General features: G+C 47.7%; 16 protein-coding genes and 1 pseudogene. 9 read left to right on the top strand and 8 right to left on the bottom strand.

Annotated features, from left to right (window positions below; all coding sequences use genetic code 11):
- Positions 1-109 precede the first annotated feature (109 nt).
- On the top strand, positions 110-241 hold the full coding sequence (locus tag NG796_RS12410) for a hypothetical protein (RefSeq protein WP_261207098.1): 132 nt from the start codon (positions 110-112) through the stop codon (positions 239-241).
- Positions 242-312: 71 nt separating this feature from the next.
- On the opposite strand, the gene NG796_RS12405 is transcribed toward NG796_RS12410, so the two are convergent.
- The 3 genes from NG796_RS12405 to NG796_RS12395 form a co-directional block, all read right to left on the bottom strand.
- Positions 313-2,133: a DUF3685 domain-containing protein gene (locus NG796_RS12405; RefSeq protein WP_261207096.1), complete on the bottom strand. Its 1,821-nt coding sequence runs from the start codon at positions 2,131-2,133 to the stop codon at positions 313-315.
- Positions 2,134-2,376: 243 nt separating this feature from the next.
- A complete protein-coding gene (locus NG796_RS12400; protein WP_261207095.1) occupies positions 2,377-4,758 on the bottom strand; it encodes a hypothetical protein in 2,382 nt (793 codons plus the stop codon).
- 1,011 nt (positions 4,759-5,769) lie between these two features.
- Positions 5,770-6,255, bottom strand: coding sequence for a Fur family transcriptional regulator (locus tag NG796_RS12395; protein ID WP_261207093.1), 486 nt, complete (start codon positions 6,253-6,255; stop codon positions 5,770-5,772).
- A gap of 408 nt (positions 6,256-6,663) precedes the next feature.
- On the opposite strand from NG796_RS12395, the gene NG796_RS12390 reads away from it, so the two are divergent.
- Both NG796_RS12390 and NG796_RS12385 read left to right on the top strand, forming a co-directional pair.
- Positions 6,664-7,149 carry a CRR6 family NdhI maturation factor gene (locus NG796_RS12390; RefSeq protein ID WP_261207091.1) on the top strand — a complete coding sequence of 162 codons (486 nt, stop codon included), beginning with the start codon at positions 6,664-6,666 and terminating at the stop codon, positions 7,147-7,149.
- Positions 7,150-8,138: 989 nt separating this feature from the next.
- On the top strand, positions 8,139-8,684 hold the full coding sequence (locus NG796_RS12385) for a pentapeptide repeat-containing protein (RefSeq protein ID WP_261207090.1): 546 nt from the start codon (positions 8,139-8,141) through the stop codon (positions 8,682-8,684).
- A gap of 177 nt (positions 8,685-8,861) precedes the next feature.
- Here NG796_RS12385 and NG796_RS12380 read toward each other — a convergent pair whose 3' ends face one another.
- The 3 genes and pseudogenes from NG796_RS12380 to NG796_RS12370 all read right to left on the bottom strand — a co-directional run bounded on the left by NG796_RS12380 (position 8,862) and on the right by NG796_RS12370 (position 12,657).
- A complete protein-coding gene (locus NG796_RS12380; protein WP_261207089.1) occupies positions 8,862-9,020 on the bottom strand; it encodes a hypothetical protein in 159 nt (52 codons plus the stop codon).
- A 343-nt stretch (positions 9,021-9,363) separates the two neighbouring features.
- Positions 9,364-9,639: pseudogene (locus NG796_RS12375) on the bottom strand (nucleotidyltransferase family protein).
- Positions 9,640-9,819: 180 nt separating this feature from the next.
- Entirely contained in the window at positions 9,820-12,657 is a 2,838-nt protein-coding gene (locus NG796_RS12370; RefSeq protein WP_261207088.1) for an ATP-binding protein, read from the bottom strand.
- 393 nt (positions 12,658-13,050) lie between these two features.
- Between NG796_RS12370 and NG796_RS12365 the strand changes: the two genes are divergently transcribed.
- Complete coding sequence (locus NG796_RS12365; RefSeq protein ID WP_261207087.1) at positions 13,051-13,254, top strand: hypothetical protein; 204 nt, start codon at positions 13,051-13,053, stop codon at positions 13,252-13,254.
- 347 nt (positions 13,255-13,601) lie between these two features.
- On the opposite strand, the gene NG796_RS12360 is transcribed toward NG796_RS12365, so the two are convergent.
- Positions 13,602-13,817: a DUF2949 domain-containing protein gene (locus NG796_RS12360; protein WP_261207085.1), complete on the bottom strand. Its 216-nt coding sequence runs from the start codon at positions 13,815-13,817 to the stop codon at positions 13,602-13,604.
- 831 nt (positions 13,818-14,648) lie between these two features.
- Entirely contained in the window at positions 14,649-17,234 is a 2,586-nt protein-coding gene (locus NG796_RS12355; protein ID WP_261207084.1) for a VIT domain-containing protein, read from the bottom strand.
- Positions 17,235-17,579: 345 nt separating this feature from the next.
- Between NG796_RS12355 and NG796_RS12350 the strand changes: the two genes are divergently transcribed.
- The 5 genes from NG796_RS12350 (at position 17,580) to NG796_RS12330 (ending at position 22,784) form a co-directional block, all read left to right on the top strand.
- On the top strand, positions 17,580-18,644 hold the full coding sequence (locus NG796_RS12350; protein WP_261207083.1) for a ParA family protein: 1,065 nt from the start codon (positions 17,580-17,582) through the stop codon (positions 18,642-18,644).
- A complete protein-coding gene (locus NG796_RS12345; protein WP_261207082.1) occupies positions 18,628-19,377 on the top strand; it encodes a HEPN domain-containing protein in 750 nt (249 codons plus the stop codon). Before NG796_RS12350 ends, NG796_RS12345 begins: the two co-directional genes overlap by 17 nt.
- 22 nt (positions 19,378-19,399) lie before the next feature.
- Positions 19,400-20,008 carry a Uma2 family endonuclease gene (locus NG796_RS12340; RefSeq protein ID WP_261207080.1) on the top strand — a complete coding sequence of 203 codons (609 nt, stop codon included), beginning with the start codon at positions 19,400-19,402 and terminating at the stop codon, positions 20,006-20,008.
- A 186-nt stretch (positions 20,009-20,194) separates the two neighbouring features.
- Entirely contained in the window at positions 20,195-21,157 is a 963-nt protein-coding gene (locus NG796_RS12335) for a protochlorophyllide reductase (protein WP_261207078.1), read from the top strand.
- A gap of 124 nt (positions 21,158-21,281) precedes the next feature.
- The gene (locus tag NG796_RS12330; RefSeq protein ID WP_261207077.1) at positions 21,282-22,784 is read left to right on the top strand and encodes an NB-ARC domain-containing protein; all 1,503 of its coding nucleotides are present in this window, start codon (positions 21,282-21,284) and stop codon (positions 22,782-22,784) included.
- The last annotated feature ends 39 nt before the right edge of the window (positions 22,785-22,823 follow it).

Genomic DNA, 22,823 nt, shown 5'->3' with positions numbered 1-22,823 from the left:
CCAGGAGCAAGGGTTACTCTCGGGATTCTGATTCTAGCAACACTGGATCTCATTTTTAAGATGGGGTTGTAGAATCCTATTCTAGGGATTTTAACGGCATAAGCCGGAGATGATCGCAATCAACTCAGAAATTTTTGGAAACGGATTCAAACTGGGATTGTCGGAAGCATCAGCAGGGCCTGAAAACCGTTGTTCTGCAATGGCACAAGGGCCGATCGCCGAAGCCACAAAACTCCCTTAACCGGGTCTAATCCTCGGGCGCAATGGCAGGCAGGGGGACTACTGCAACTCTGACACCCCAGGCGATCGCCCTTAACGATTTTGCTCTTCGCGATTTCGGGAAAATCGGCTTTCTTGGAACGAACTGCCAATCCCTTGCAGAATCCCCCGCCCAATTAACCCAATCCCTTTCCCCAATTGAATGAGCAAATATCGCGCACTATTCCCCAGGGAGAGCAAAACCGCTTTAATCCGAGGGGAGATGGCATCGCGGGTTTCTAGCAGCAAGGTCACCCAGAGGCGCAGTCCTTTGAGTGCGACTAATTCTTGCCGTCGTGGGGAATAAATTTGAATTTGTTTAATCCCGCCATCGTCCAAGATATAGAGCCAATGTCGGCTTTCAAAGATAGCTTTCGGTTCTACCCAGAGATTTTGCCGCCGATATTTCCAGGACAAATCATTTCTAAATCGCTCAATTTCTCGGGTGGATAGCCAGTGCTTATCTAAAAAGTTGAGTTTAATTTCTTCTACATCAGCGACGCGATTTAAGAGGGGTTGGATAACGGCATTAGCAACCTGAATAATGAGGTTTTCCAGTAAGGCAGTGGCGCGATCGATGGCTTTTGGGTCTTCTGGGGGGTAGGTAACATTTTCGATCGCCAAGGGAATTTGGTAGAGGAGATAGGCTAATAAATCCAGAACCAGGGGGATTTTATTTAATAGAGCCCCTTCGACGGTCTCGATTTCTTCCAGTAAAAAGGGTACGAGGTCAAATTCACCGAGGGCGGAGGGGAAGGAATGCCCTAATCCGAAGGTGATGGAATAGTATTTCCCAAAATAGGCAGTCACGGACATTTCCCATAAGTCGCGGATGATGCGATCGCGTTTTGAGGGGAGTTCCATCGCCTGAACTTGAGCATACTGAAGTTGCGCCAAAATTTCCTCAAATTGGTGCAGAACTGTAGAGAGCAATTCTTGCTTTTTGTCAAGGTGCAAGATATCAAGTTCTATAACGCTATCGGTGAGGTTTGCCAAGGGCGTCTCTATTTTCTCGGCGACTGCCTCCAGTAATGGGCGAGGCAGGGGAATCGGGCTCAGTTCTGAACCCGTGGGAGGTAATAATTCAGCCCCAGCCGCTCTGACGAGGCTAGAGCGATCGCTTGATGGTCGGGGGCGATTGGGGCGTTCTGGAGGTGCAGAAATGCGCTGAGGGGACCGGGGAGAATTGACAGGAGGACGGCGATCGCCAGGGTTCGCAGACTGAGGGGGTGGCGGTTGATTCACAGGGGGAGCCAACAACTTATTCACCATCCAACGAGCGGTGAGGAGTTCCCGGCGGCGGCCCTGCCAAAACAAGCGGTCAAAATCCGATAAGCGATCGCCTTGCAGATACTGATCAACCTGGCGAATTTCGGTATCAATTTGACGCAAACCCGAGAGCCGTAGGTCTTCGACCAGAAAGCTAATGAGTCCACCCCGCCTCGAAAGACTCGGACTTGGCCCCGTTGAGACCCCAAGATTTCCCCCGCTACCCCAATAAGTTTCCCCCGATGCCACAGTCCGGATTGCCTGAAGCAGTTCCGAGCCCGCTATCCCTTTCGGGCAGTATCCCTGGACATTCCCAAGATACTCCATCCCTCCGGGGTTAGGGTCGGGCGATCGGCCCAACAACAACAGAGACACCCGAGGGTATCGTTCCCAAAGTTCTGCCATGACCGTGGCACTCGTGACCCCGGCGGGTTCCCTGTCGCCTAAGTCCCAGTCCAACAGCACCACATCCACCGGGCGATCGGCAGGAGGGGAGTCGCTCTGTGTCGGCTCTGTGGGAGTAGCCAGAGTCAAGAGTATCTCTAAAGCACAAATCCCGTCAGTGGTTTGACCCACCACTTGCAGATCCGTTGATTGCTGACACAAGCTAGACAGACCCAATAAGAAAATTGGGTCCTGATCAATCAATAGCAGTTGAAAAGGGGGGTGACTCACGGCAAAAATGAGTTAAAGGGCGTAAGACAGGGGAGCCAGAATAGCGCAAGTCGGGAAAAGCCGGGAAAGGCTCAGCCGTTTTGCCGACCCCCCGAGTGCGGTGGTTGGTGTCCAGATTCCATTGTGACGCACAAACCCTCAATTTCCATCGCAGGTGACCCCAGGAAGGCGATTTTATTCAATCCCATCAATGGGTAAGGGAGCATAGGAGTCTTCAGAGTTGGAGGCTGGAACTGGGTCTTCATAGTAGGGTTCTGGCTCCTCGTAATAAGAACTGGGTTGTTCTTCATAGTAGGGTTCTGGCTCTTGATAGGCTTGAGCCGGTGGCTCATAGGCGGGTTCCGGCTCATAGTAGGGCTCCGGCTCATAGGCGGGCGCTGGCTCTTGATAGGGTTCCGGCTCATAGTAGGGTTCCGGCTCTTGATAGACCTGAGCGGGTTCTTGATAAACCGGAGCGGGTTCTTGATAAACCGGAGCGGGTTCTTGATAAACCGGAGCGGGTTCTTGATAAACCGGAGCTGGGGCTTGATAGACCGGAGCCGGAGCGGGGGCTTGATAGGAAGAGCGGGCTGCTTCCGCTTCCCGGGCGGCATAGATGGCATCGAGTTGGGCATTCCAACGCGCGATCGCTGTTCGGGCTTCAGAATACAAAGCACGACCCGAGCGAATTTTAGAGGCGGTATCGATCGCCTTGGTGAGACTCCCCTGGGCCGCCAAGGTTGCCGCTTGGTCCAGAATCGGTTGGTCTTCCGCAATTTGAATCTCGCTGACCCATTTTCCGATATTATCGGAGGCTTCTTTATGTAAGGCTCGTCCTACGGCAATTTTTTTGGCTTCGTTGATGGCTTCTTGGAGTTGACCGGCTTGGGCGAGTGCCTGGGCGCTGGCGAGGATGGGTTGATCTTCAAGGGTTTCAACCTGTTTGTTCCATTGGGCAATCAGGGTCTGGGCTTCAATGCGCAGGGGGCGTCCTTGGGCGACCTGTTGGGCCGAGGCGATCGCATTTTTTAAAGCGACAATATTATTGGAGTCGGCGATCGCCTTGGCGGCGACAACATAGCCTCGGTCTTCAATTTGTTCAATTTCCTTCCGCCATTGGGCGATCGGGGTTTGAGCATCGAGACGTCCGGGGCGATCCCTCCCCACCATTTCCGCTTGGGCGATCGCCAACTGCATGAGCAGGGGGTGACGGAAACTCGCCACGGCTTGGGCCATCTGAACCTGAACCAGGTCCTGTTTGTGCTGATTCCATCGGACCAAGTTTTCTTGAGCTTGGCTGTATAGGGGACTGTCCGATTGAATCTGACCCGCGATGGCTGACGCTTCTAGGAAGGTAAAGAGGCGATCGGCAATGGGTCCGGCGGGTTTGTCATTTTGGACGAGGGCTCGGGCTGAACTCAGGTTAATCAAGTCCTGACTTTCCCCATAAACGGTGGTATCGGAGGGAATCCATTTAGCCGCAGAGATGGCCCCATTAAAATTGCCACTTTGGAAGCGAGTTTTGGCGATCGCCAGCAATTCTGCACTCCAACGATTAATCTCCTGATTCGCCTGCTCTCGAACATATCGTTGAGGATTAATTTGTCTAGCTAGGTCAATGGCCCGGACTAACTCCTCTGCTGTCCGGTTGTAGACCAAATAGCGGGCATCTTCTAACTGTTTCCAGGCTTCCTTTTCCGCGACAATTCGCTGCTGTAATTCTCCATAGCGGGTGGAACGCCAGTGGACGTTATTCAATTTGACCAACTCTCGCATCTGATCCTCAACTCCGGTCCAGTTGCGAGCTTTCAGTGCAGCTTCAGCTTTATCGTAGATCGCTTTTCCTTCGTCCCAATCTGCCTCCCACAGTTGTAATTCTTGTTCCACTTGGGCATAAGCTGGGCTGGTTTTAGGAATTTTGTCCGCAATGGCATGGGCACCGTTTAAATCCCCGGCCATAAATTTCTGCCGCGCCAAGTCCAGAATCAGGGCTGACCATTCCCCGACTAATTTATCTCCTTGACCTCGCAGAGGATGGTCTGTGGGCCAGCTTTCCACGAGCGCGATTCCGGCGACGAGGCGGTCTAGGTCCCCGGTTTGGGCAGCCTTTTGGGCGCAGTAGAGGCGATCGCGATCGGTAGAACCGACTCCCAGGGCGTCACAATCAATCGGTGGGGGCATGGTGAGTAACCACCGCAGGGATACGGCTCCCATGCTCGTACAAGCTACCAGCAGACTCAGCCAGAGTAAATGCCATCCCCATAACAGACTTCGACCCTTGTCGGTTCGAGGTGTAGCTTCTGTGGGGACCATCTCGCTCGTCTGATTTGCACCCTGATTTGTCATTTTTTTCAGGACGGGAAGGCGGAATTTCCAACCCCACCGCTTGACGGGTTTCGGGGGGTGTTGGGCCAATTCTGTGCCTTGGGTTAAGGTATCGCCAGTTTCTGAGTGATTGCGTTGCGATCGCCCACCCCATAACCGAGCGGCGATCGTTGGTTTAATGCGTCCATCCCGCCGTCTCCGAATGCGGTGGTTTGGCTGTGTACTGGATTGGTCAAATTCTTTTCTCACCATTGGTTCAGCCTGTCCCTACAATGCCGACTTGTATTGGCACATCTTTGCTACTTCTTGATTACCGGGTAGAGACGGGAAAATATAGGGTCTCTCCAGTGTTGTTATTTTTCGAGTCAGTCTACCCTTGAGGGTCACACTTGCAAGCGATACCCACCCCCGAGGATATAAACCGTGGTTACTCCTTTGGGGATCACCCTAGATTCTACCTGATGGCTTAGATTCATGCTAAAAACCGAGTCTTTTAAATACATCCGTATCAAATGCTTTTACCTCATGCCTGATGCTTCGGTTCCCGATTGAAACCGGGAGCATCTGTTTGTCTCTATGACAAGCCTCTTTTTGGATATATCCTTGATTGCTCATCCTAGAAAATTTATAAGATAAAGGATCAATTTAGGGGATAGATTGTCGTGTTGGTTGATGCATCACGTCCCAAGGGTGATTTTCCGGTGTAGGGGGCTAGAGTTTTCTCGTTGCTGACCCGGTAGGCGATCGCCCTGGAGGTCTATCGATGGAGACCCTTGAACTCGGCTCAAGATTTAACCCCGATTTCAAAGCGCTTCTAAAAGTCTAAAGTCTATAGCGATTTTGTTCCACTTCTCAAGCCGTTTATCTTACGGTTTTCGGAACGGGTATCCAAAACTCATACCCCGGGGGCATTTTACCGGAAACTTTGACCCTTCTGAGTACGCGGTATCCCGAATAAACCTCTCTACGGAGCATTTCCCGGTTCAGGGCGACTCCATTCAACGGGAGGTTCAGCCTCCCCTAAATTACAGCAGGTCCAGGAGAGGGTTAGCCACGACCCTGAGTGGGGAGGACGAGATTAGATAGATGGGAAAAAATCTGGGTTTCTGTTCTTAGTTTGGGGCTAATTCTCCGCAGGTCGGTCAAGAAACCCGGTTGTTTTTCCCCTACTATACCCCCCCTCTAAAACAGGATACCCCATTCAATCCTAGCCCCAAAAAACCGGGTTTCTGACCCTCTTGATGGCCGACCTACCCAAACGCTCTAAGCGATCGCCCCGGGGTCTGTCGCACTCTGCGCTTGAGCCTGGGATTCCTGATACCGATATCCGAAAAAATTAATTTGATATTCCACAATCCGGACCCCAGTTTGAGCTTCGACTTGGCGGATTAATTCCTCGGGTAATTCGATCTGAACGTCGAGTAGTTGATTGGTATCGATGCAGTTAACGTGACTGTGAGCATCGCTGATATTCCCATACAACCGGCCATCTGAGCGTTCGATGCATTCGATAATCCCTTGGTTTGAAAGCGCTTCCAGGTTTTGGTAGACGGATGTATGTCCGATCGCCTTCCCCGCCCGATTGAGGCGATCGTAAATTTCTCTAGCGGAAAGATGCTCTTGCTCAGTCCAGAGCAACTCTAAAATAAAGCGGCGCTGTCGCGAGAGTCGCATTCCCAAAATTTGGCAACGGTTGAGGGCATCTTCTAAGGAGCGAATGGGTTTAACGGATACTACCTGTTTTTTCATAGTTTTGTGTTGAGGCATTCATTTAATGGCACAATTAATTAAGGATGTATCCTATCCCCTTTATATCGTTATAGCGGGTTTCACCGAACCCGGAAATTAGCGATTGGGGCGATGAAGGTCGGCTAGGATTTCGTCACTTAGCAAGGGGAAGCAGACTCATCCCATTGACAGGATTGAGATAATTCTATCGTAGGCTTCGTTGGTCCGTGGGCGATCGCTGGGAAGATGAGTGGGGTCTACCCCCCTCTCCCTGCCGTTTTCTGCGGTTGTAGACCCGGGTAAATCCTCCCCTCGGTGAATCCGCCCTCTGCAACCCTCAACCCTATCCTGATACTGTAGAATAGGTTACCGATTTAACGCCTGCATTCAAATTTTCTGCTTTTAGTTCTACCTCCTGCCCCTGGTTTCATGACAATTACCATCGCCCTCAATTCCGAGTGTTTGCTCAATTTGGACCTATCCCCCGTCCGAGGGGCGATCGCTAACTTATCGCCGGATCAACCCTTCACTGACCCGGATCTATCCTGGCAATTTGAAATCGATTATCCTCGGGATCCATCGGACCCCCGCGAACTCTCAGAAATTCCCGAGATCCGTCTGTGGTTTATCCGCCTAGATGCAACCTATCCCTGGTTACCGTTGATCCTTGATCGCAAATCCGGCGAATTCGCCCGCTATGTCGCCATGTTGGTCCCTCACGAGTTTCATCGCACCGAGGGCATTCAATACAACCCTGAAGCGTTGGAAATTTTTTTGATGAACAAAATTTTTACCCTCGCTAACCTGTTGCAGGAACATGGCGTACCCAGTAAGTCTAAGCTAATTTCTCTTTCTCAAATGCTCGGTTACGAACTTGATGATGGCTTTTTTGAGTTGCTGGGGATTCACGCTTGACCGTTTTATCCCTCCAATCGGTTCCCTGTACCCTTAATTGAATTTAGACCAGCACTAGATAGGTGAGTCTAAAGGATGAGAACAATAGAATTCCGCAGAGGGAGCAAAATGCTCCCTTCAAGGAGAGGACTTGTCCCAGTCATTGAGATTCACTATAGTTGCCCATTGCTAAAGGTTAGAATCCTGCTCACCCGCAGCTAAATCTAACCCCCAAAATTATGACCCCAACTTGAGAACTCAACGGATTTACCCCAACTATTAGCCGTTCATCTGTGATATTCGCTCCTCAACCCATTGGGATAAATTTTTCGATATTCTCTCTTCTATAAACTATAATCAGGATGAGCCAAAAATAAACCGGGTTTAGAGCGTTGCAGGCTGGCTCTCCCAGCTTCGGAATTGGCAAATCCTCGACACAAACTCAGGGACAATTTTTTAATTTTTTCCGTCTAAAGGCATAGGGCAATCTGATTAAACTTACGACTAAATGTAGGGAATGCAGAAGAGTCCCGGTGATATGATTTCCGGAAAGTTGGGGATCTCTCGCGAGTTGGGTAACTAGAGAGAACACTCTTGAGATTCAGATCCCGAGACCATTCCTGTGGAATCCCTCTTTTCAAGGCAGTCTACTCCATCACTCAAGTGCGTGACTAGCATCTCTCACCCCCTCTGCCTCCCGGAAGGAATTCCCCGGCAACATTCGATACCACTTCGGTGCGATCGCCCAGCTAGGGGTATCTCTCCCACCGGCGATCGCCTTCTCAAAACCGTGATCCTGAAGGGGAGGACAACGATCCCCTGTCCCTTCTAGGATTAGATGATTCCCGTCGAATTCTTGAACAATGGTCAGCCTTTTCCGTCAACAACCCCGAATTAAAATTGGAGTTGAGAGGATACATAATGACCTGAACTATCAAGAATCATGGATAATTGAGTGCCATTGTTTTTATGAATCGATCTTTTTTTAACTCAAACTAACCAGGTTGTGTATGCTAAATAATGAACGGGTGATCGAGTGCCAAACTATGCTGAATAGCGGGAGTGCTATGAAAGAAGTAATTGCCGTGACTGTCATGCTGTTAACTTCCCTCTCTGTAGCCATTCCAGTAGCAGCCGAACCAAATGCCACCGACCTCCAACAGTTACGAATGACCAAAGTCTGTCCCAGGTGTAATCTCAATGGTGCTGACTTGAGTGGTATCGACTTACAAGGTGCGGTGTTAACTGATGCTAACTTGATTGGTGCAAACCTCAGTGGTTCAAACTTGAGTACAGCAGACTTGAAAGGTGCGGATATGACAGGTGCTAATTTTCAACTGGCTAATCTGTCGGCAGCGAATCTCAATGCCGCCAATTTAAGTACCGCTAATCTGCTGGGGAGTGTACTTTCAGACGCCAACCTGAACGCGGCGGATCTGAGTAAAGCCAATTTTTATGGTGCGGATTTGAGGCGGGCGAATTTTCAAGGTGCGAATCTTAATGAGGTGAATCTATTTGGTGCGGATGTAGAAGGAGCGAGAGGTCTGAGGCCCTAATTGGGTCACTTTCTAAGAGTCTGGCTCAAATCAGACGGGATTGCTCAGAGGTGGGAATCAGAATCAAGGTGATCGGGAGATAGCAGTATCGATCGCCTGATGACCCGTTGCGATCGCTTGATGACAATCAGAATTTTTTTCTGGAGGACCCAATCCAGGTTCGATCACCGGGCTGCTCTATTTGCTCTCCAGTCTCAGCAGCAGGAGAGCGATCGTAACAATAGCTTTTTCGCTGTTAAATTTTATACAATTTACCAACTTGACCAGCATCCAGCCCGTGGGGTAGAGTCCCGAGGTAGTCGCTTCCTCAGCCCAGGTGTAATCGGAACGAGTCACGAGAAGAGTTGCCCAGGTTGGTTAGGCGATCGGCTCACTTCCCTCAGAGTTCGTTTAAAATTTTTTTGAATTTATCTTATTTATCTCACATAAGATTGAGAGAATGTTTCGCTTTTCTCTGTTTTTTATAAAAGCTATCTCTTCCGTAACTGTATAGGATTTTATTCGCTTTAAGCAATCTCCAATATGAATTGGATCATATTGGCTCGATCAGCTACATTCACCTAACCCTCCAACCTCCATCCTTTGGAGAGAAGGGGGAGAAGAGTAAGAAAGGATTTTTTAGATTAACCTACCAGACTTGATATTAAATAGATTCTGCTTTCTTTCATAGCTCTATTGCCTAATTTAAAATTTTTTTAATAAAATAATGAAATGATTGGGCTGTTACTACATCAACTTTCCGATTTAATAGCTTTTCTAAATCATCGATTAATCCCACCGGAAACCAAGGAGAAATCTTATATAAATCGTAATCATTTAAAAAATCTATATCGCTATTCTCGGTTTCTTCTCCTCGGCCAACCGATTCAAATATTCGGACATTAAATGCACCCTATCTGTTAGCAATGGCTAATATTTCTGCTCGGTTTTGTTGTAAATTTTGTTTCAAATTCATAGTTGTTGAAGAGTTGAGACAATGGGTTTAAATTTCCACCTTTAAAATAGGGAAGTCACCAGGTTAAGGGTTAATCTGGTTTTTTAAAAGGGTTAATAATCCGGTGCGTCAGAGTCTTCTGTCCTTGAAATTCAGTTAATAATCTGACGCACCCGATGTAGCAATTAACTAGATTTGAGATTACTCATCATCAAATACCCATCCTTCTTCTTCCGTCCACTGGGTTTCATCTTCCTGGGGAAGGAGTTCGGAAATTTTTTCGGTAAGTTTTGGCTTGATTACCTCTGCATTTAAGGAACTCACGGGCAGATTTGCTGGGAGGTAAACGGTGAACGTAGAACCCACTCCGGGGTAACTTTCTACAAATAAATCCCCTCCCATTAATTGGCATAAACTCCGGGCGACGGCTAATCCTAATCCGGTCCCCGCAGGATGATGGGTATTAGTGGTGTGGATTTGGCTAAAGGGTTCAAATAGCTCTTGCAGTTGTTCTGCGTTGATGCCAATGCCGTTGTCGCGGACTCGAAATACAACCCATTCTTCGGCGGCTTCTAGTTCCGGTTTACTGAATTTGGAGGCGGCACTTAAGACCCGGAAATCTGGGGTGTCTTCTCGGGTAATTTCTAAGGCGATCGCCCCATTTTCGGTAAACTTGGTGGCATTATCGAGTAAGTGCCACAACACCTGCTGTAGTTTATGGCGATCGGTGCATATTGTCCCCCACTCCGCATCCCCTCCCATTGTCAAGGTATTATTATTGGTAATCAGTTTATGTTCAATCTCCGCCAGAATGATGGCGATCGCCTCACCTACTTCAAAGCATTCGACTTCCAGTTGCATCCGACCCAACTCAATCTTAGAATAATCCAAAATATCATCGATCGCGACTAACAAATCTTTCCCCGCTTTATTAATCTGTTGCAAATCTCCAAAGAAAGCCCGATTGCTGACCCCTAACTCTTTCGCGTCTTCCTGCAATAAATCGCTATAGCTGATAATTGTTGTCAAAGGCGTCCGCAATTCATGGCTCATATTGGCAAAAAACGCACTTTTTGCCAAATTTGCAGCTTCTGCCGTGGCTTTTGCTCTTTGCAATTCCGTTTCAACTCGTTTGGCTTCCGTAATATCCCGAGCAAAAATGCAGTTGTATTCTTTCCCCTTAATTTGGAAATAATTAATGGTAATTTCTACGGGAAAACTCTGATTATCTTTAGTGCGGTGATGACATTCCAAACGGACGGACCCAAATTCTTTGATTTCCTCCCAGTATTCCGGCCAAACTTCGGCGGGTAAATCGGGGTTGATGTCATGAACACTCAGGGAAAGCAGTTCTTTGCGGGAGTAGTTCAACGTGATGCAAGCGGCATCGTTAACGTAGAAAAAGCGGCCATCGGGAGTCAGCCAAAATACGGAATCCGCTGCATTGTTGATGGAAAATTCCAAAACGTCGCGGGTTTCTTCCAGGAGACTGCGATTGCGAATTTCCGATTGCAATTGGTCGATCGCCTCGGTTAAATCTTTAGTGCGTTCGGCAACGCGGGTTTCCAGTTCCTCATTGGCTTTTTGAAGTGCAGCTTCAGCGGCTTTGCGCGCGGTAATATCAAATCCGATAAAGACGGCTGCCTGTCCCTGTTGATATTTGTGAGACACTACCAAAAAGTGCCGATTCACCCCGCGAACCAACATCTCAATTTCATGCTGTGCTTCTTTTGCCGGATTGTCAAAAAACTCCGGGACCAAATGGTTAAATTTCGGTGAACCTTGTAAAAAGCCGATTTTTTTCCCCAGGAAAGTCTCGGGATTGGCGTTAAAAGTTTTCGCTAAGTAGCCATTGACTCCAAGATAAACTAAATCAGAACTAAACCAAGAAATACTGCCGGGAACGGCATCTAAAACCGCCTGGAGTTGGTCGTTGGCGGTTTCAAGTTCAGTTTGAGTTTTGATGCGATCGTGGGTTTCTAAGGCCAGGGCAGTATAATCGGCAATGGAAGCCGCAAAGTTCCGTTCTCCTAATTTCCACCGGCGAGGGATGCCGCGATGTTCGCAGCAAACAATCCCCACGATTTTGCCGCCAATACGAATGGGTGCATCTAATTTGGAGGTAATGCCGAGGGGGATGAGGTAGGTATCGGCTAAATCGCGGGTTCGGGGATCGGTGATGGCATGATTGATGGAGATGGCACGTTCGGTTTCTAACGCTTGGAAGTATTGAGGATAGGGAGCGGTGAGGAGCAGACTGCCGGAGGAATGCAGGCGCTCGGTGCGTTCATAGAGATTGATACAGGTAATCTCAGTCTGGTGATGATCGTACAACCAGACTCCTACTCGTTCTATGGCTAGGGTATTGGCGGCAGCTTCGGTAATTTCCGCGATCGCCGCTTCTAAATTCCCCTCATTCTGGGTTTTGCTTCGTGCCAGTTCCACGAGAATCTGACTTTGGCGGCGCAAATCGCTTTCATCCGATCGCGATCGCCGGTGGGAATTGCTAGATGCTTTGGCAGAGAATTGATTGAAAGGGTCTCCATTTCCTGGGGTCCTCTCTGTCGTTTCTCGCAACAGCAGCAATCCACCGATTTCACCCGTCTCGGTTTTCCAGGGATGCACCTCCCACTTGACTCGAAATGGGCGATCGCCATCGAAGCCCAACTCTTCCTCCCAGGATTGTACCCCCCCTGCCAAACAAACCGCTTGTACCTCTTTCCAGGAGTCGAGGGAAAGCGCTGAGTCTCTATCGCCTGATTCCTCGGGGTTGTCGGTTGTCGGTTGGAAAGAGCTAAACCGAGGCAGAATTTCATAATGAGAACGACCCAGAATCGACTCCACGGGTAGAGTCGGAGTCTCCATTGGCGAAGAGTCTGGGGAGTGGGGGATGCCATCGCGATCGTCGAAACCGCAGTCTCGCAACCATTGGCGACTGGCAAACAAATATCGCATCTGGCGATCGACCATCGCTATTGCCTGGGGGGTCTGTTCCAAAAATATCTTGAGCAGGTCGAAATTCTCTGGGGAGTACAACATGAGTTCAGCTCCAACAAGTCGGCTATAGGGTTAAAGGAGCGATGAGGTACAGGCAATAGCTTGATTGTTAGCTACATTCTTCAGCACCTGGAAATTCGGGCAGTTTTTCTAAGCTTCTGAGTCTGAGGAAAGCTGCACCTATTTTTGTTTTAGCAAGTTCTGGGGATTTTTACATCTTTCTGGTCTTTAGGGGTCCCTCGGTCAATGGGGGGAGGGAGCCACTTGGCCCCTGCACAGACCCGATTTGTAATAGCGGTGGCAATCAAAACGTTACAGAACGCGACAGAAGGAGTCCCTAACGTTAAGCTTTGTTGCAAAGCTAGACGTTTTGTACAACTAATGGTAACTTTTATTGATATTGGACTTGACGCGAGTTGAGGTAAGGAGAACACTTTGGCTAACAATCTGAATCAACACCACTCTGCTATCGTTCGTGAAGATATCAGTGAGTATGTGGCACACCTACAGCTTCACATGACGTTACAAGCGCGGAATTTAGTCCCGACGCTGACTCAAGCCGCTGGCGATAGTCGAGAACAGTTATTACAACAAACCCAAGCTTACTTTGAAAAGCACGTTTCGCGACAACCTCTCTAGCTTCAATCCCAGGCTCGTCACGGATTTGTTTTTAAAATTTTAGTATTTTTTAAGAATTGAGGCTGGAATGATCAGATGGTTGTAGGGGAGGGTGCGGTGCCAAGGCGATCGCCCTTTCTCTATCAACTGACTCTATCACATGGCCTATTCCCGCCTGGATAGCGAACGGATTCATTCAATACTTAAAAAGATTTCCGTTTCTAGGTCAGAATCGGAAATCTTAAATTTTTCTATTGAATTTAGACAAGAATGCGATCGCCCACTTACTGTTTCCAGGTAAAACCTTAATGCTCACGATTGACTGCATCCTCAGTTCTATCAAGTCTCATCCGGGTTGATCCTCCGATTTAGAAATTTCCGTCGATCACTGTTCGGTTCTCCAACCAGTCGAAGATTCGCTCAAGCTGTTCTAGGGAAACTAACCCATACTGCCACAGGATCATCGGTAAAGGACCGAGATTTTGTTCTCCATGACGTAGGGCCATATCGATGGAAGAAGGCGACAGCGCCAACTCCTCTTGTAAAAATTTGACCAAATGTCCGTAATTGTTAGAGAATTTCACAATTTTTTTTTTCAACCTTTTGTTTTGTTATTGATTAAAATTATTCGGCGTAAATCACTCAACTACCTCTACCTCCAGGCAGGGAAGATAGCAGAATCTAAGGTAGATTTCTAAATCCGAATTTTGCGTCGCCCTAGACTTCCGTTTCTAAACTCGTGCCTGGGGCGTTTGTTTTGGCATCTGGGTTGGGAGATCTGACTTCCGGTGCAAGATCCAAAACCCCCTTAAGCTTTGATCAGCCCAGTACAAATGGACGGGAACCGGATTGGTAAATACTCGTTGATGCGGTTAACGGCGAGGTTCAATTCAACGGGTTACGCTGAGGATGACTCGGGGTTTTCTGTCTCTGAGATCAATCAATCGATGTATCCATTTCCACCGACCCTAACGGCGCTGGATGTTTACCCGAGATTGTAGCCAATGGTTTGCCTTAAGACTGAACCGCTCTGCTTTCAGAACAGCGATCGGCGCTGTAACCTGAGCACAGGCGAACTTTTCTCACTCCCCACTCGGACTTTAGGACGGGCTATCGATTGACTTCAGCTAACTCCACTGGGGACGGTTTGAAGCTTGGGCAATAGCATCGTCGTTCAACCGCTTTTGACTTCATTTGGAAAAGCGGTTTAATAAAGATAGCACGGTGCTTTGGTTTTGACTAGCCTCTGAGGACAGAAAAAACTAAATTAATTGTAAAGATTTCTATCGCCCAGAGAAAAAGAACAAGGCGGGGGGTTAAAGGCTCGTTTGCCGATGGTATTTGTCGTTACCCCCCGCCTTGGGTCCCGGGTGCAATGTCGGTTGTGGCAATCTTCCGGTTATCGCGGTAATACTCTAAGCAGAAATCCTCACCCGCAGTAGTACGGTAGTGGAGAGGGAGAGTCCCGATCGCCAGGTAAACAGCGATCGCCGGATCACCTCAATCAGTTCTGGATCATCCCCAGAAGACTGCTCATCATCCAGCATCACCTGTTTAACTTGTCCTTGAGTAATCCGCAACTCCCAAACCAGTTCCCCACTCATCCCCGGAGGAAGCGGTATCGATTGTAGATGTTGAGTCAGCAAGGCGATCGCCTCAGCTTCTAATCCTGTCACACTCACAATCTCTAACCGCAATCGCGGGATTGGCGGTTGTGGCGCTTGAAAAGTGAGTTTACCCGATTCTGAAGGGGCTGCCAATTGAGGAGGGGCCTCAAATTTGGGAACTGATAACGATTCATCTTCCGCCTCACCAAGACTACCAAGGGGGAATTGTCCCTCCATATCCATATCGGCAACATCAGCATCCCCACTGTCGGAGGATTCTCCGGAAAACAGCGATCGCACCTTTTCCACCAAGCGTTGTGGCATCGAGGGTGTGAAAGACTTGGACTTTGCCAGGGATTGAACCGATCGCCCAGTGGGAGGGATGTACTCTGACCGTTCTGGAAGAAAATTGATCTCTAGGGAAGGACTCGGTGCCATCGCGCGCTGAGGAGAGATCGCACTCTTCTGTACTGTTGTCGCCGGATCGGTTGCGCCTACAGTGCCCATGAAACCAAAAACCCCCTCATGGGTAATTCCTTCAGGCATTTCCACCGGCACTTGCACCGAAACCAATGCCTCGGGATGATCCGTGCGCACCTCCTCGCTAACGGCAACAAAGGCTGTATATTGGCATAGTAATTGATAGGCGATCGCCGTCTGGGTGACTGCTTCAACTCCGGACTTGGTTTCTCCACTCACCATCTGATTCATCAAGGCTTTAATCCGGGACCGTCCCCACAATTGAGCCACTGCCGGATTCCCTTTGGGCTGAAAATTCATCTCAAACTGTTGCTGATAGCGGATTCCCCCAGCCGTCATTCCCGACACCTGCAAAGTTCCCGGCACAGCATCTGCTTTGCGTCCAAATAAAACCAGGGGTTGTTCTGCAAACAAATCCGGTGCGATCGCTGGATAAATCACCGGAGACTCGCCCTCACCTTCCCAAGTCACCTGAATATTAGCCAAAACTGGATTATTAATCTGTCGGAAGAACCGTTCTACTGTTGCATCCGGTGCTTCATCATAGCGAATTACATAAGAAATCCCCCGTCCAATTTCTGCAATCCGATTCAGCAAAAACCGATTCACCGAACTTCCCGCACCAAAACTATACAGACGATTTCCTGGTTTTAAATGGCGCTGCACTTCCGATAGAATTTGATTTTCATTCCCGATATATCCATCGGTTAATAGGACAATCGTCCGTAACCTTCCTGGATCGGTCACCGGGAAATTTAGCACCGCTTGAATTCCCTGCAACATTTCCGTTCCGCCGCCCGCACTCAATTGATTAATATAGGAAATCGCCCGAGATTGATTTGGGCCGGTATTCGGAAGGGGAACCGGAGAGAGTTGCTGGGTTGTATTAGCAAAATTGATAATACTAAAAGTATCATTGGGGTTTAGCCCTTGAATAAAGCGGCACATTAAGGCTTGACATTGGCGCAACGGAGGACCCATTTGAGAACCCGACGTATCAATTAAAAAGACTACATCTTTGGGGACAATTTTTTCTGGGGCATAGTCCAGGGCCGGGATGAGATACAGAGCAAAATGTCCCCCTTGGTCATTCTGTTGAGTTAAAACGGTAGATTGGGTGGTTTCTCCGGCTACTTGATAGCGGAGAATAAAGTCTTTATTGGGAATCGTATCACTGCCAACTAAACCCACAAGTACCCGTTGTCCATCCTGAGAAATATGCAATTGATGAGAGGGCGATCGTACCCCTTGGATGTTCACTCCGGCATCAATTTCTACCGTCATATTGATATCATGACCGGAACGAGTTCCCGCCGGTAAAATAGGCGCATTTAATCGAGCAGCATCGGGAACTAAATCGGTATTTTGATTTTGAGACATCGGCCCCGGTGCCGACCCTGAACCCACCGCATTTTCCCCAATGGGAGTACCGGGAATATAGCGGGGACCGACCACCATTGGAAAAACAAACTCATAATTTCCCCCGTCAAATTTCAGACTGGCCGAATAGCGAATAATCACATCAATTTGCTCACCGGGTTGGATGTTAGCCAGGGATTGAGTGAAGATATTATCTCGTTCTTGTTCTAAGAGTCCGGCAGTGCGGCCCTGTTGTTTTGCTTGCTGGTAAATCTGTTGCGCTTCTTCTCGTTGTTTGATGTGACCTTTGATGGTGCGATCGGCAATTTTAATTAACATTTCATCCACCGCCGCCTCATCGGGCAACGGGAAAATATAGACCGCTTCTAAAGTCGTCGTAAAGGGATTTTCAAAGGTTTGGGTCACTTCCACCCGGGAGAGATTTCCGGCAACTTGAGCGCTAACTTCCGTATGTTTGAGAGGAAACTCAATTTGCTGGAAGTCAGGGGTTTGAACATATAAACCAGCCGGTTGGCGATCGAGCATCTGAGACATAAGATTGACCTCCATTTCTGTGCTGTCTTCACTCTAATCCCGTTCCCGGGAGAAATCTGCTCAGTCTTGTGCTCAGTTTTGTGCTCAGTCCCTGGTTTAGGGGTGGAGGGTGGGTCGAGACCAGAGTTGCTGTGGGTTCACCAGTATGGTAAACTCAAAAGTATTAAATTTTACCCTATTTCAGTTGAAATGCCAAAACTTGTCAGCCAGGGTGATACAGCAATGAGCGAAAATGCTATAATGACCATTCAAATCAAAACAAGATTACAGAATTCAAATGCTGATTGCCTTGAGATAGCAAACATTTCAATAAAAAAATTAACCAATTAATTGGAGGTTGATTCAATGGTTCAAAAAATTGCCTTATTTAATCACAAAGGCGGAGTAAGCAAGACAACCACCACCTTTAACCTGGGTTGGATGCTGGCCTCAAAGGGTAAGAGAGTCATTATGGTGGATGCAGATCCACAGTGTAATCTGACGGGGATGACATTAGGGGAAGAAACGGAAGATGATGAAGCGAGAATAGAAGGAATTTATCATACCTATTCTAATATCAAAAAAGGGTTGGCCCCGGCTTTTGAATCCCAGCCTAAAGCTATTGAAGCTGTAGACTGTATTCCCAATAAGCGCCAAGAGGGGTTATTTTTACTCCCGGGTCATGTAGGATTTGCTGAATATGAAGCGACTCTAGGGATTGCTCAGGAACTCAGTGGATCGATTCATGCCCTCAGAAATTTACCCGGTTCTATCAGCGATTTGCTGGATAAAACAGCGGAAAAATTTGAAGCTGATTATATTTTAATTGATATGAGTCCTAGCTTGGGTGCAATCAATCAAAATATACTGATGACGAGCGACTTTTTCATAGTTCCAACTACCGCTGATTTTTTTTCAGTCATGGCAATTGACTCTTTGACAAAAGTCTTACCGAAATGGTACGCTTGGGCTACTAGAGCGAATTCGCTTCAAATCTTAAAAGATGCGACCTATCCATTCCCCGATGTTAACCTTAAATTTTTAGGTATTATTGTGCAAAATTTCCGGATCATTAATGGGAGAGAAACAAGAGCATTTGAAACTTGGATCCAAAAAATAGAGTATGATGTTAGCTCTAAATTAGTTCCAATTTTAAAAAAACATAATATGATGTTGCCAGAACAACAGTATTTTAATCAAAAAATTAATGACAACTTTTGCTTAACTAAAATTTCAAATTTTAATAGCTTGATCGCAAAATCTCAGGAACATCAAGTGCCAATTTATGACTTAACCCCTCAGCAATTAGGATACCAAGGAAAGGCACTTACAAATAATCAGAAAAAGCAGGAGTATTTTAAAAATACATTTTCGGATTTAGCTGATAAAATTATCGGACTAACTTCTACGGCTTATGCAGTCAGCGCTTGACAAATTTCGGATTAGCATCAGTCGGGTGAGAGACTTGATTGCTCTTCATAACTCGCTTAATGCTCAATCGACGACTGCTTTAGATTTATCGGATATGTTGCGCTCGGCCCTTGTATTAGGGGTGAGCGCTTTGGATTACTATATTCATGAAGTTGTAACGTTGGGAATGCTGGAGATTCAACGAGGTCAACGGTTGGAACCCACCCCTCCCCCAAACAATGCTCAATCATCATTTTCTCGCTTTCAAGTTTCATTAGGGGGTGCCAGACAGGACCGATTGAAAGCATTAGATATTGTCTCCTGGCTAGAAAAGGACATTGCTCAAATACAAGGACCAGCATTTTTACAACAGTCTTATACTGTGTCAGCGTTGTTACCTGCGATCGCCACGAGTATCCAAAATCAGCTAAATAATACAGCTTGGCTAGAAGATGAAATTCGTGAACGCTTAGGATATCAGAGTTTTCAACACCCGGACAAAATAGCAGATGCTATTCGATTAATTTCTGATAAAAAACTGTGGGAAGAGGTGGCGAATCAAATGGGTAAACTGCAAAAGGACATTAAACAAGAACTCAGGGCAATAGTCGATCGCCGGAACCAAATCGCCCATGAAGCTGACATTGATCCGACTTATGGGATTGGCAGTCGCCGCAATATTGATTCAGTTTCAGTCGCCGAAGCAGTTGATTTTATCGAGGAGATTATCGAGACGATTCATCAAATTCTGTAAATAAACGCAAGGATGATAAACCATGATCGCAACCCCTATAAAATCGGAAACTGTCACCTTGCAATTACCCTGGGACCTAAACCTTCAAGTGACCCCAGCGCAATTTGCTGCGATCGCCGCTGTCAACCCTGATTTAAAACTAGAACGGACTGCAACCGGAGACTTGATTGTGACTCCCCGCACTGGCGGCGAAACGGGATATCGTAATATCAGAATCTCCTATTTTTTGGTCAAATGGATTGAGGAAGAAGGAGGAAATGGGATTGCGTTTGATTCCTCCACTGGATTTACTCTCCCCAATGGTGCGAATCGTTCTCCCGATGCGGCTTGGGTGAGTATAGAACGTTGGCAAGCATTGACCCCAGCGCAACGGAAAGGGTTTGTTCCTTTATCTCCTGATTTTGTGATTGAATTGCGGTCGGAGTCGGACAGTTTGGTAAAACTCCAAAGCAAGTTACAGGAGTATATTGACAATGGCACAGAATTGGGATGGTTAATTGACCCGCAACAGCGACAAGTAGAAATTTATCGGGCGGGACAAGGGGTAGAAATAGTGGTGAATCCGAGTCAATTATCCGGGGAAAGGGTGTTACCGGGGTTTGTGTTGAATTTGCAACGCGTTTGGAGTTGAGGGGGTTGATTTTTGGGTTGCGATCGCCCAGTTCAAGTCAGGATCTCCCGACATGACCCCTTGGGGAATTTTCAATAGGGACCCCGGCTACGGGACCCCAGGACCCCAAAAAAATTTAGTTTACCATCGCGATCGCATTATGAGATCCTAGATCTAGTCAACAACGGTCAACTCATTTCTCTACCGATGGAACAAGATCGAAAGTCAACGGTCGTCATCACGGGCGCATCCTCCGGGGTCGGTTTGTACGGCGCGAAAGCCCTGGCGAAACGAGGATGGCACGTGATCATGGCCTGTCGGGATTTAGCCAAAGCTGAAAAAGCGGCCCAGTCTGTGGGAATGTCTCCGGACAGCTACACGATACTCCATATCGATTTAGGCTCCTTACAAAGCGTGCGTCAGTTTATCAATGACTTCCGCGCTACCGGGAGGACCCTGGATGCTTTGGTGTGCAATGCGGCGATTTATATGCCGTTAATCAAGGAACCCTTGCGCAGTCCTGAAGGGTATGAACTCAGTGTCGCGACAAATCACCTGGGTCATTTCCTCCTTTGTAATATCATGTTGGAGGATATGAAGCGATCGCCTGCGCCGGATAAGCGCATGATCATCCTGGGAACCGTCACCCACAACCCCGATGAACTGGGGGGCAAAATTCCACCGCGTCCCGATTTAGGCGATTTCAAAGGGTTTGCCGAAGGATTCAAAGAACCTTACTCGATGATTGATGGCAAGAAATTTGAACCCGTTAAAGCGTATAAAGATAGCAAAGTCTGCAACGTTTTAACTATGCGGGAACTTCATGAACGCTATCATGAATCAACCGGAATTACCTTCACTTCTCTCTATCCTGGATGTGTTGCGGAAACGCCCTTATTCCGGAACCATTATCCCCTCTTTCAAAAAATCTTTCCCCTTTTCCAAAAATACATTACTAAAGGATATGTATCTCAGGATTTAGCGGGAGAACGAGTAGCGGACGTGGTTGCCGAGCCGGAATACAAACAATCCGGCGCTTATTGGAGTTGGGGAAATCGTCAGAAAAAAGATAGAAAATCTTTCGTTCAACGGGTTTCTCCTCAAGCGCGGGATAATGATAATGGTAAGCGGATGTGGGATCTCAGTGCTAAGTTAGTCGGACTGGCATAAAAAACTGGATCAGACAATTGCGATTAATACTAAATTCTACGGGGGTTTTTACCTCCGTAGAATTTTATCATTAATTGTCCCTCACAGTTCACAGGTTCATGTTATTCCTCGATAGGTCTGAAGTATGTCAAAGTCGCTGAAGGCATCGATGGAAGGATTGGCGATCGCCGATCGCGCTAGAAAGCGTTTGGGTTGGACAAAAACAAGTACCGCGCGGTGGTGGCAAGATGCTCATACTTCCCGCGCTACATTACGCCGATTTTGGCATGGCGATCGCATCCAACGGGAAATTTTTATCGCCATTTGTGCCGCTGTAGGGATTAGCGACTGGCAGGCGATCGCCGAACAATGTGAAGCGGATTTTGATCCCGCGATTCCCGAGTCTCCCCCAATCCGAGACTGGCAGGAAGCACCCGATTTAGACTCATTTTTCGGACGCGATCGCGAATTGGTGCAACTGGAACAGTGGATTTCCACGGCTAAACTCATCCTGATTTCCGGCATTGGTGGCATCGGAAAAACTGCTCTTGCTCTCGCTTTTGCTGACTCAATTCAACTGCAATTTCAAGGAGTAATCTGGCGATCGCTACACCATTCCCCCTCTGTGGAAGCACTTCTCGACGGTCTCCTCTCCACCTTAGAAGGAACCGCCGTCACCAATCTTGCCAAAGGCATAACCCAATTACTCCACCATCTCAAACACCGCCGCTATCTGCTGATTTTAGATGGATTAGAAACCGTCTTGCAATCACCGGAATTAGAGAAAGAATATAGTCATTTCCTCCAAACCTTAAGTCGAGATCGCCATCAAAGCTGCATTCTAATTACCAGTCGTGAACAACCCCCGACGGTCCCCCTAGAAGGCAAAACCATCCGGGGTTTAACGCTTTTGGGATTACGAAATACAGCGGCTTTAGACTTGTTGAAATCCCGAGGATTGACTGGGAAAGAATTAGGACTATCACCCTTAATTCACCTGTATCGGGGGAATCCGTTCGCACTCAAAATTGTTACTCCCTTGATTCAGAGCGTATTTGGAGGAAATGTCGCTGCCTTTTTGAATCAAAATACCCTAATTGTCGGCGATAGATTAAGAACCCTGTTGCACCAACAATTGGAACGCCTGTCTGATTTAGAACAAGAAATTCTCTACTGGTTAGCAATTTGGCAAGAACCCGTTTCATTTTGCCGACTGCAAACCCATTTTGTAGTGTTAGTCGATCCGGCAGCGTTATTAGAAGGAATTGCCAGTTTAGAGCGGCGATCGCTGTTAGAATCCTGGTTTGGGGAAGAGTCATCTGCCTTCACGTTGCAACCCATCGTGATGAAAGCAGTCCGGGATGAATTAGTGGAACGTGCGACAGCGGAAATGAAACGGGTGGTGCAGAGTCATGATATTAGATATTTTAAAGTCTGGCGATCGCTGATGTTCGTTAGACCTGGAACTGATGATATAGCAGGCGATCGGATTATCACTCAACTGCGTGAGAACCTCTGGCAAGTCTATGGCGCGACTCTGCCCCAAGCCTTACACAATGTTCTAGCCTTATTGGCGGATAAATCCCCCTTGGCCGTGGGTTATATTGGCTGTAATACGATCGCCCTGCTGCAACCGTTAGATTTGTAAGGGCGATCGCAACTCATCAAATTTACCCCGTTTTTATAC

The organism is Laspinema sp. D2d (genome assembly GCF_025370755.1).
Taxonomy (GTDB): Bacteria; Cyanobacteriota; Cyanobacteriia; order Cyanobacteriales; family Laspinemataceae; genus Laspinema.
This window is presented reverse-complemented; position numbering and strand designations above follow the sequence as displayed.

What these genes read in the sequence shown, in the direction of transcription:
- NG796_RS12410 (WP_261207098.1), top strand. Translation starts at nt 110, where the DNA reads ATGATCGCAATCAACTCAGAAATTTTTGGAAACGGATTCAAACTGGGA.
- NG796_RS12400 (WP_261207095.1), bottom strand. Translation starts at nt 4,758, where the DNA reads ATGGTGAGAAAAGAATTTGACCAATCCAGTACACAGCCAAACCACCGC.
- NG796_RS12395 (WP_261207093.1), bottom strand. Translation starts at nt 6,255, where the DNA reads ATGAAAAAACAGGTAGTATCCGTTAAACCCATTCGCTCCTTAGAAGAT.
- NG796_RS12390 (WP_261207091.1), top strand. Translation starts at nt 6,664, where the DNA reads ATGACAATTACCATCGCCCTCAATTCCGAGTGTTTGCTCAATTTGGAC.
- NG796_RS12385 (WP_261207090.1), top strand. Translation starts at nt 8,139, where the DNA reads ATGCTAAATAATGAACGGGTGATCGAGTGCCAAACTATGCTGAATAGC.
- NG796_RS12370 (WP_261207088.1), bottom strand. Translation starts at nt 12,657, where the DNA reads ATGTTGTACTCCCCAGAGAATTTCGACCTGCTCAAGATATTTTTGGAA.
- NG796_RS12355 (WP_261207084.1), bottom strand. Translation starts at nt 17,234, where the DNA reads ATGTCTCAGATGCTCGATCGCCAACCGGCTGGTTTATATGTTCAAACC.
- NG796_RS12350 (WP_261207083.1), top strand. Translation starts at nt 17,580, where the DNA reads ATGGTTCAAAAAATTGCCTTATTTAATCACAAAGGCGGAGTAAGCAAG.
- NG796_RS12345 (WP_261207082.1), top strand. Translation starts at nt 18,628, where the DNA reads ATGCAGTCAGCGCTTGACAAATTTCGGATTAGCATCAGTCGGGTGAGA.
- NG796_RS12340 (WP_261207080.1), top strand. Translation starts at nt 19,400, where the DNA reads ATGATCGCAACCCCTATAAAATCGGAAACTGTCACCTTGCAATTACCC.
- NG796_RS12335 (WP_261207078.1), top strand. Translation starts at nt 20,195, where the DNA reads ATGGAACAAGATCGAAAGTCAACGGTCGTCATCACGGGCGCATCCTCC.
- NG796_RS12330 (WP_261207077.1), top strand. Translation starts at nt 21,282, where the DNA reads ATGTCAAAGTCGCTGAAGGCATCGATGGAAGGATTGGCGATCGCCGAT.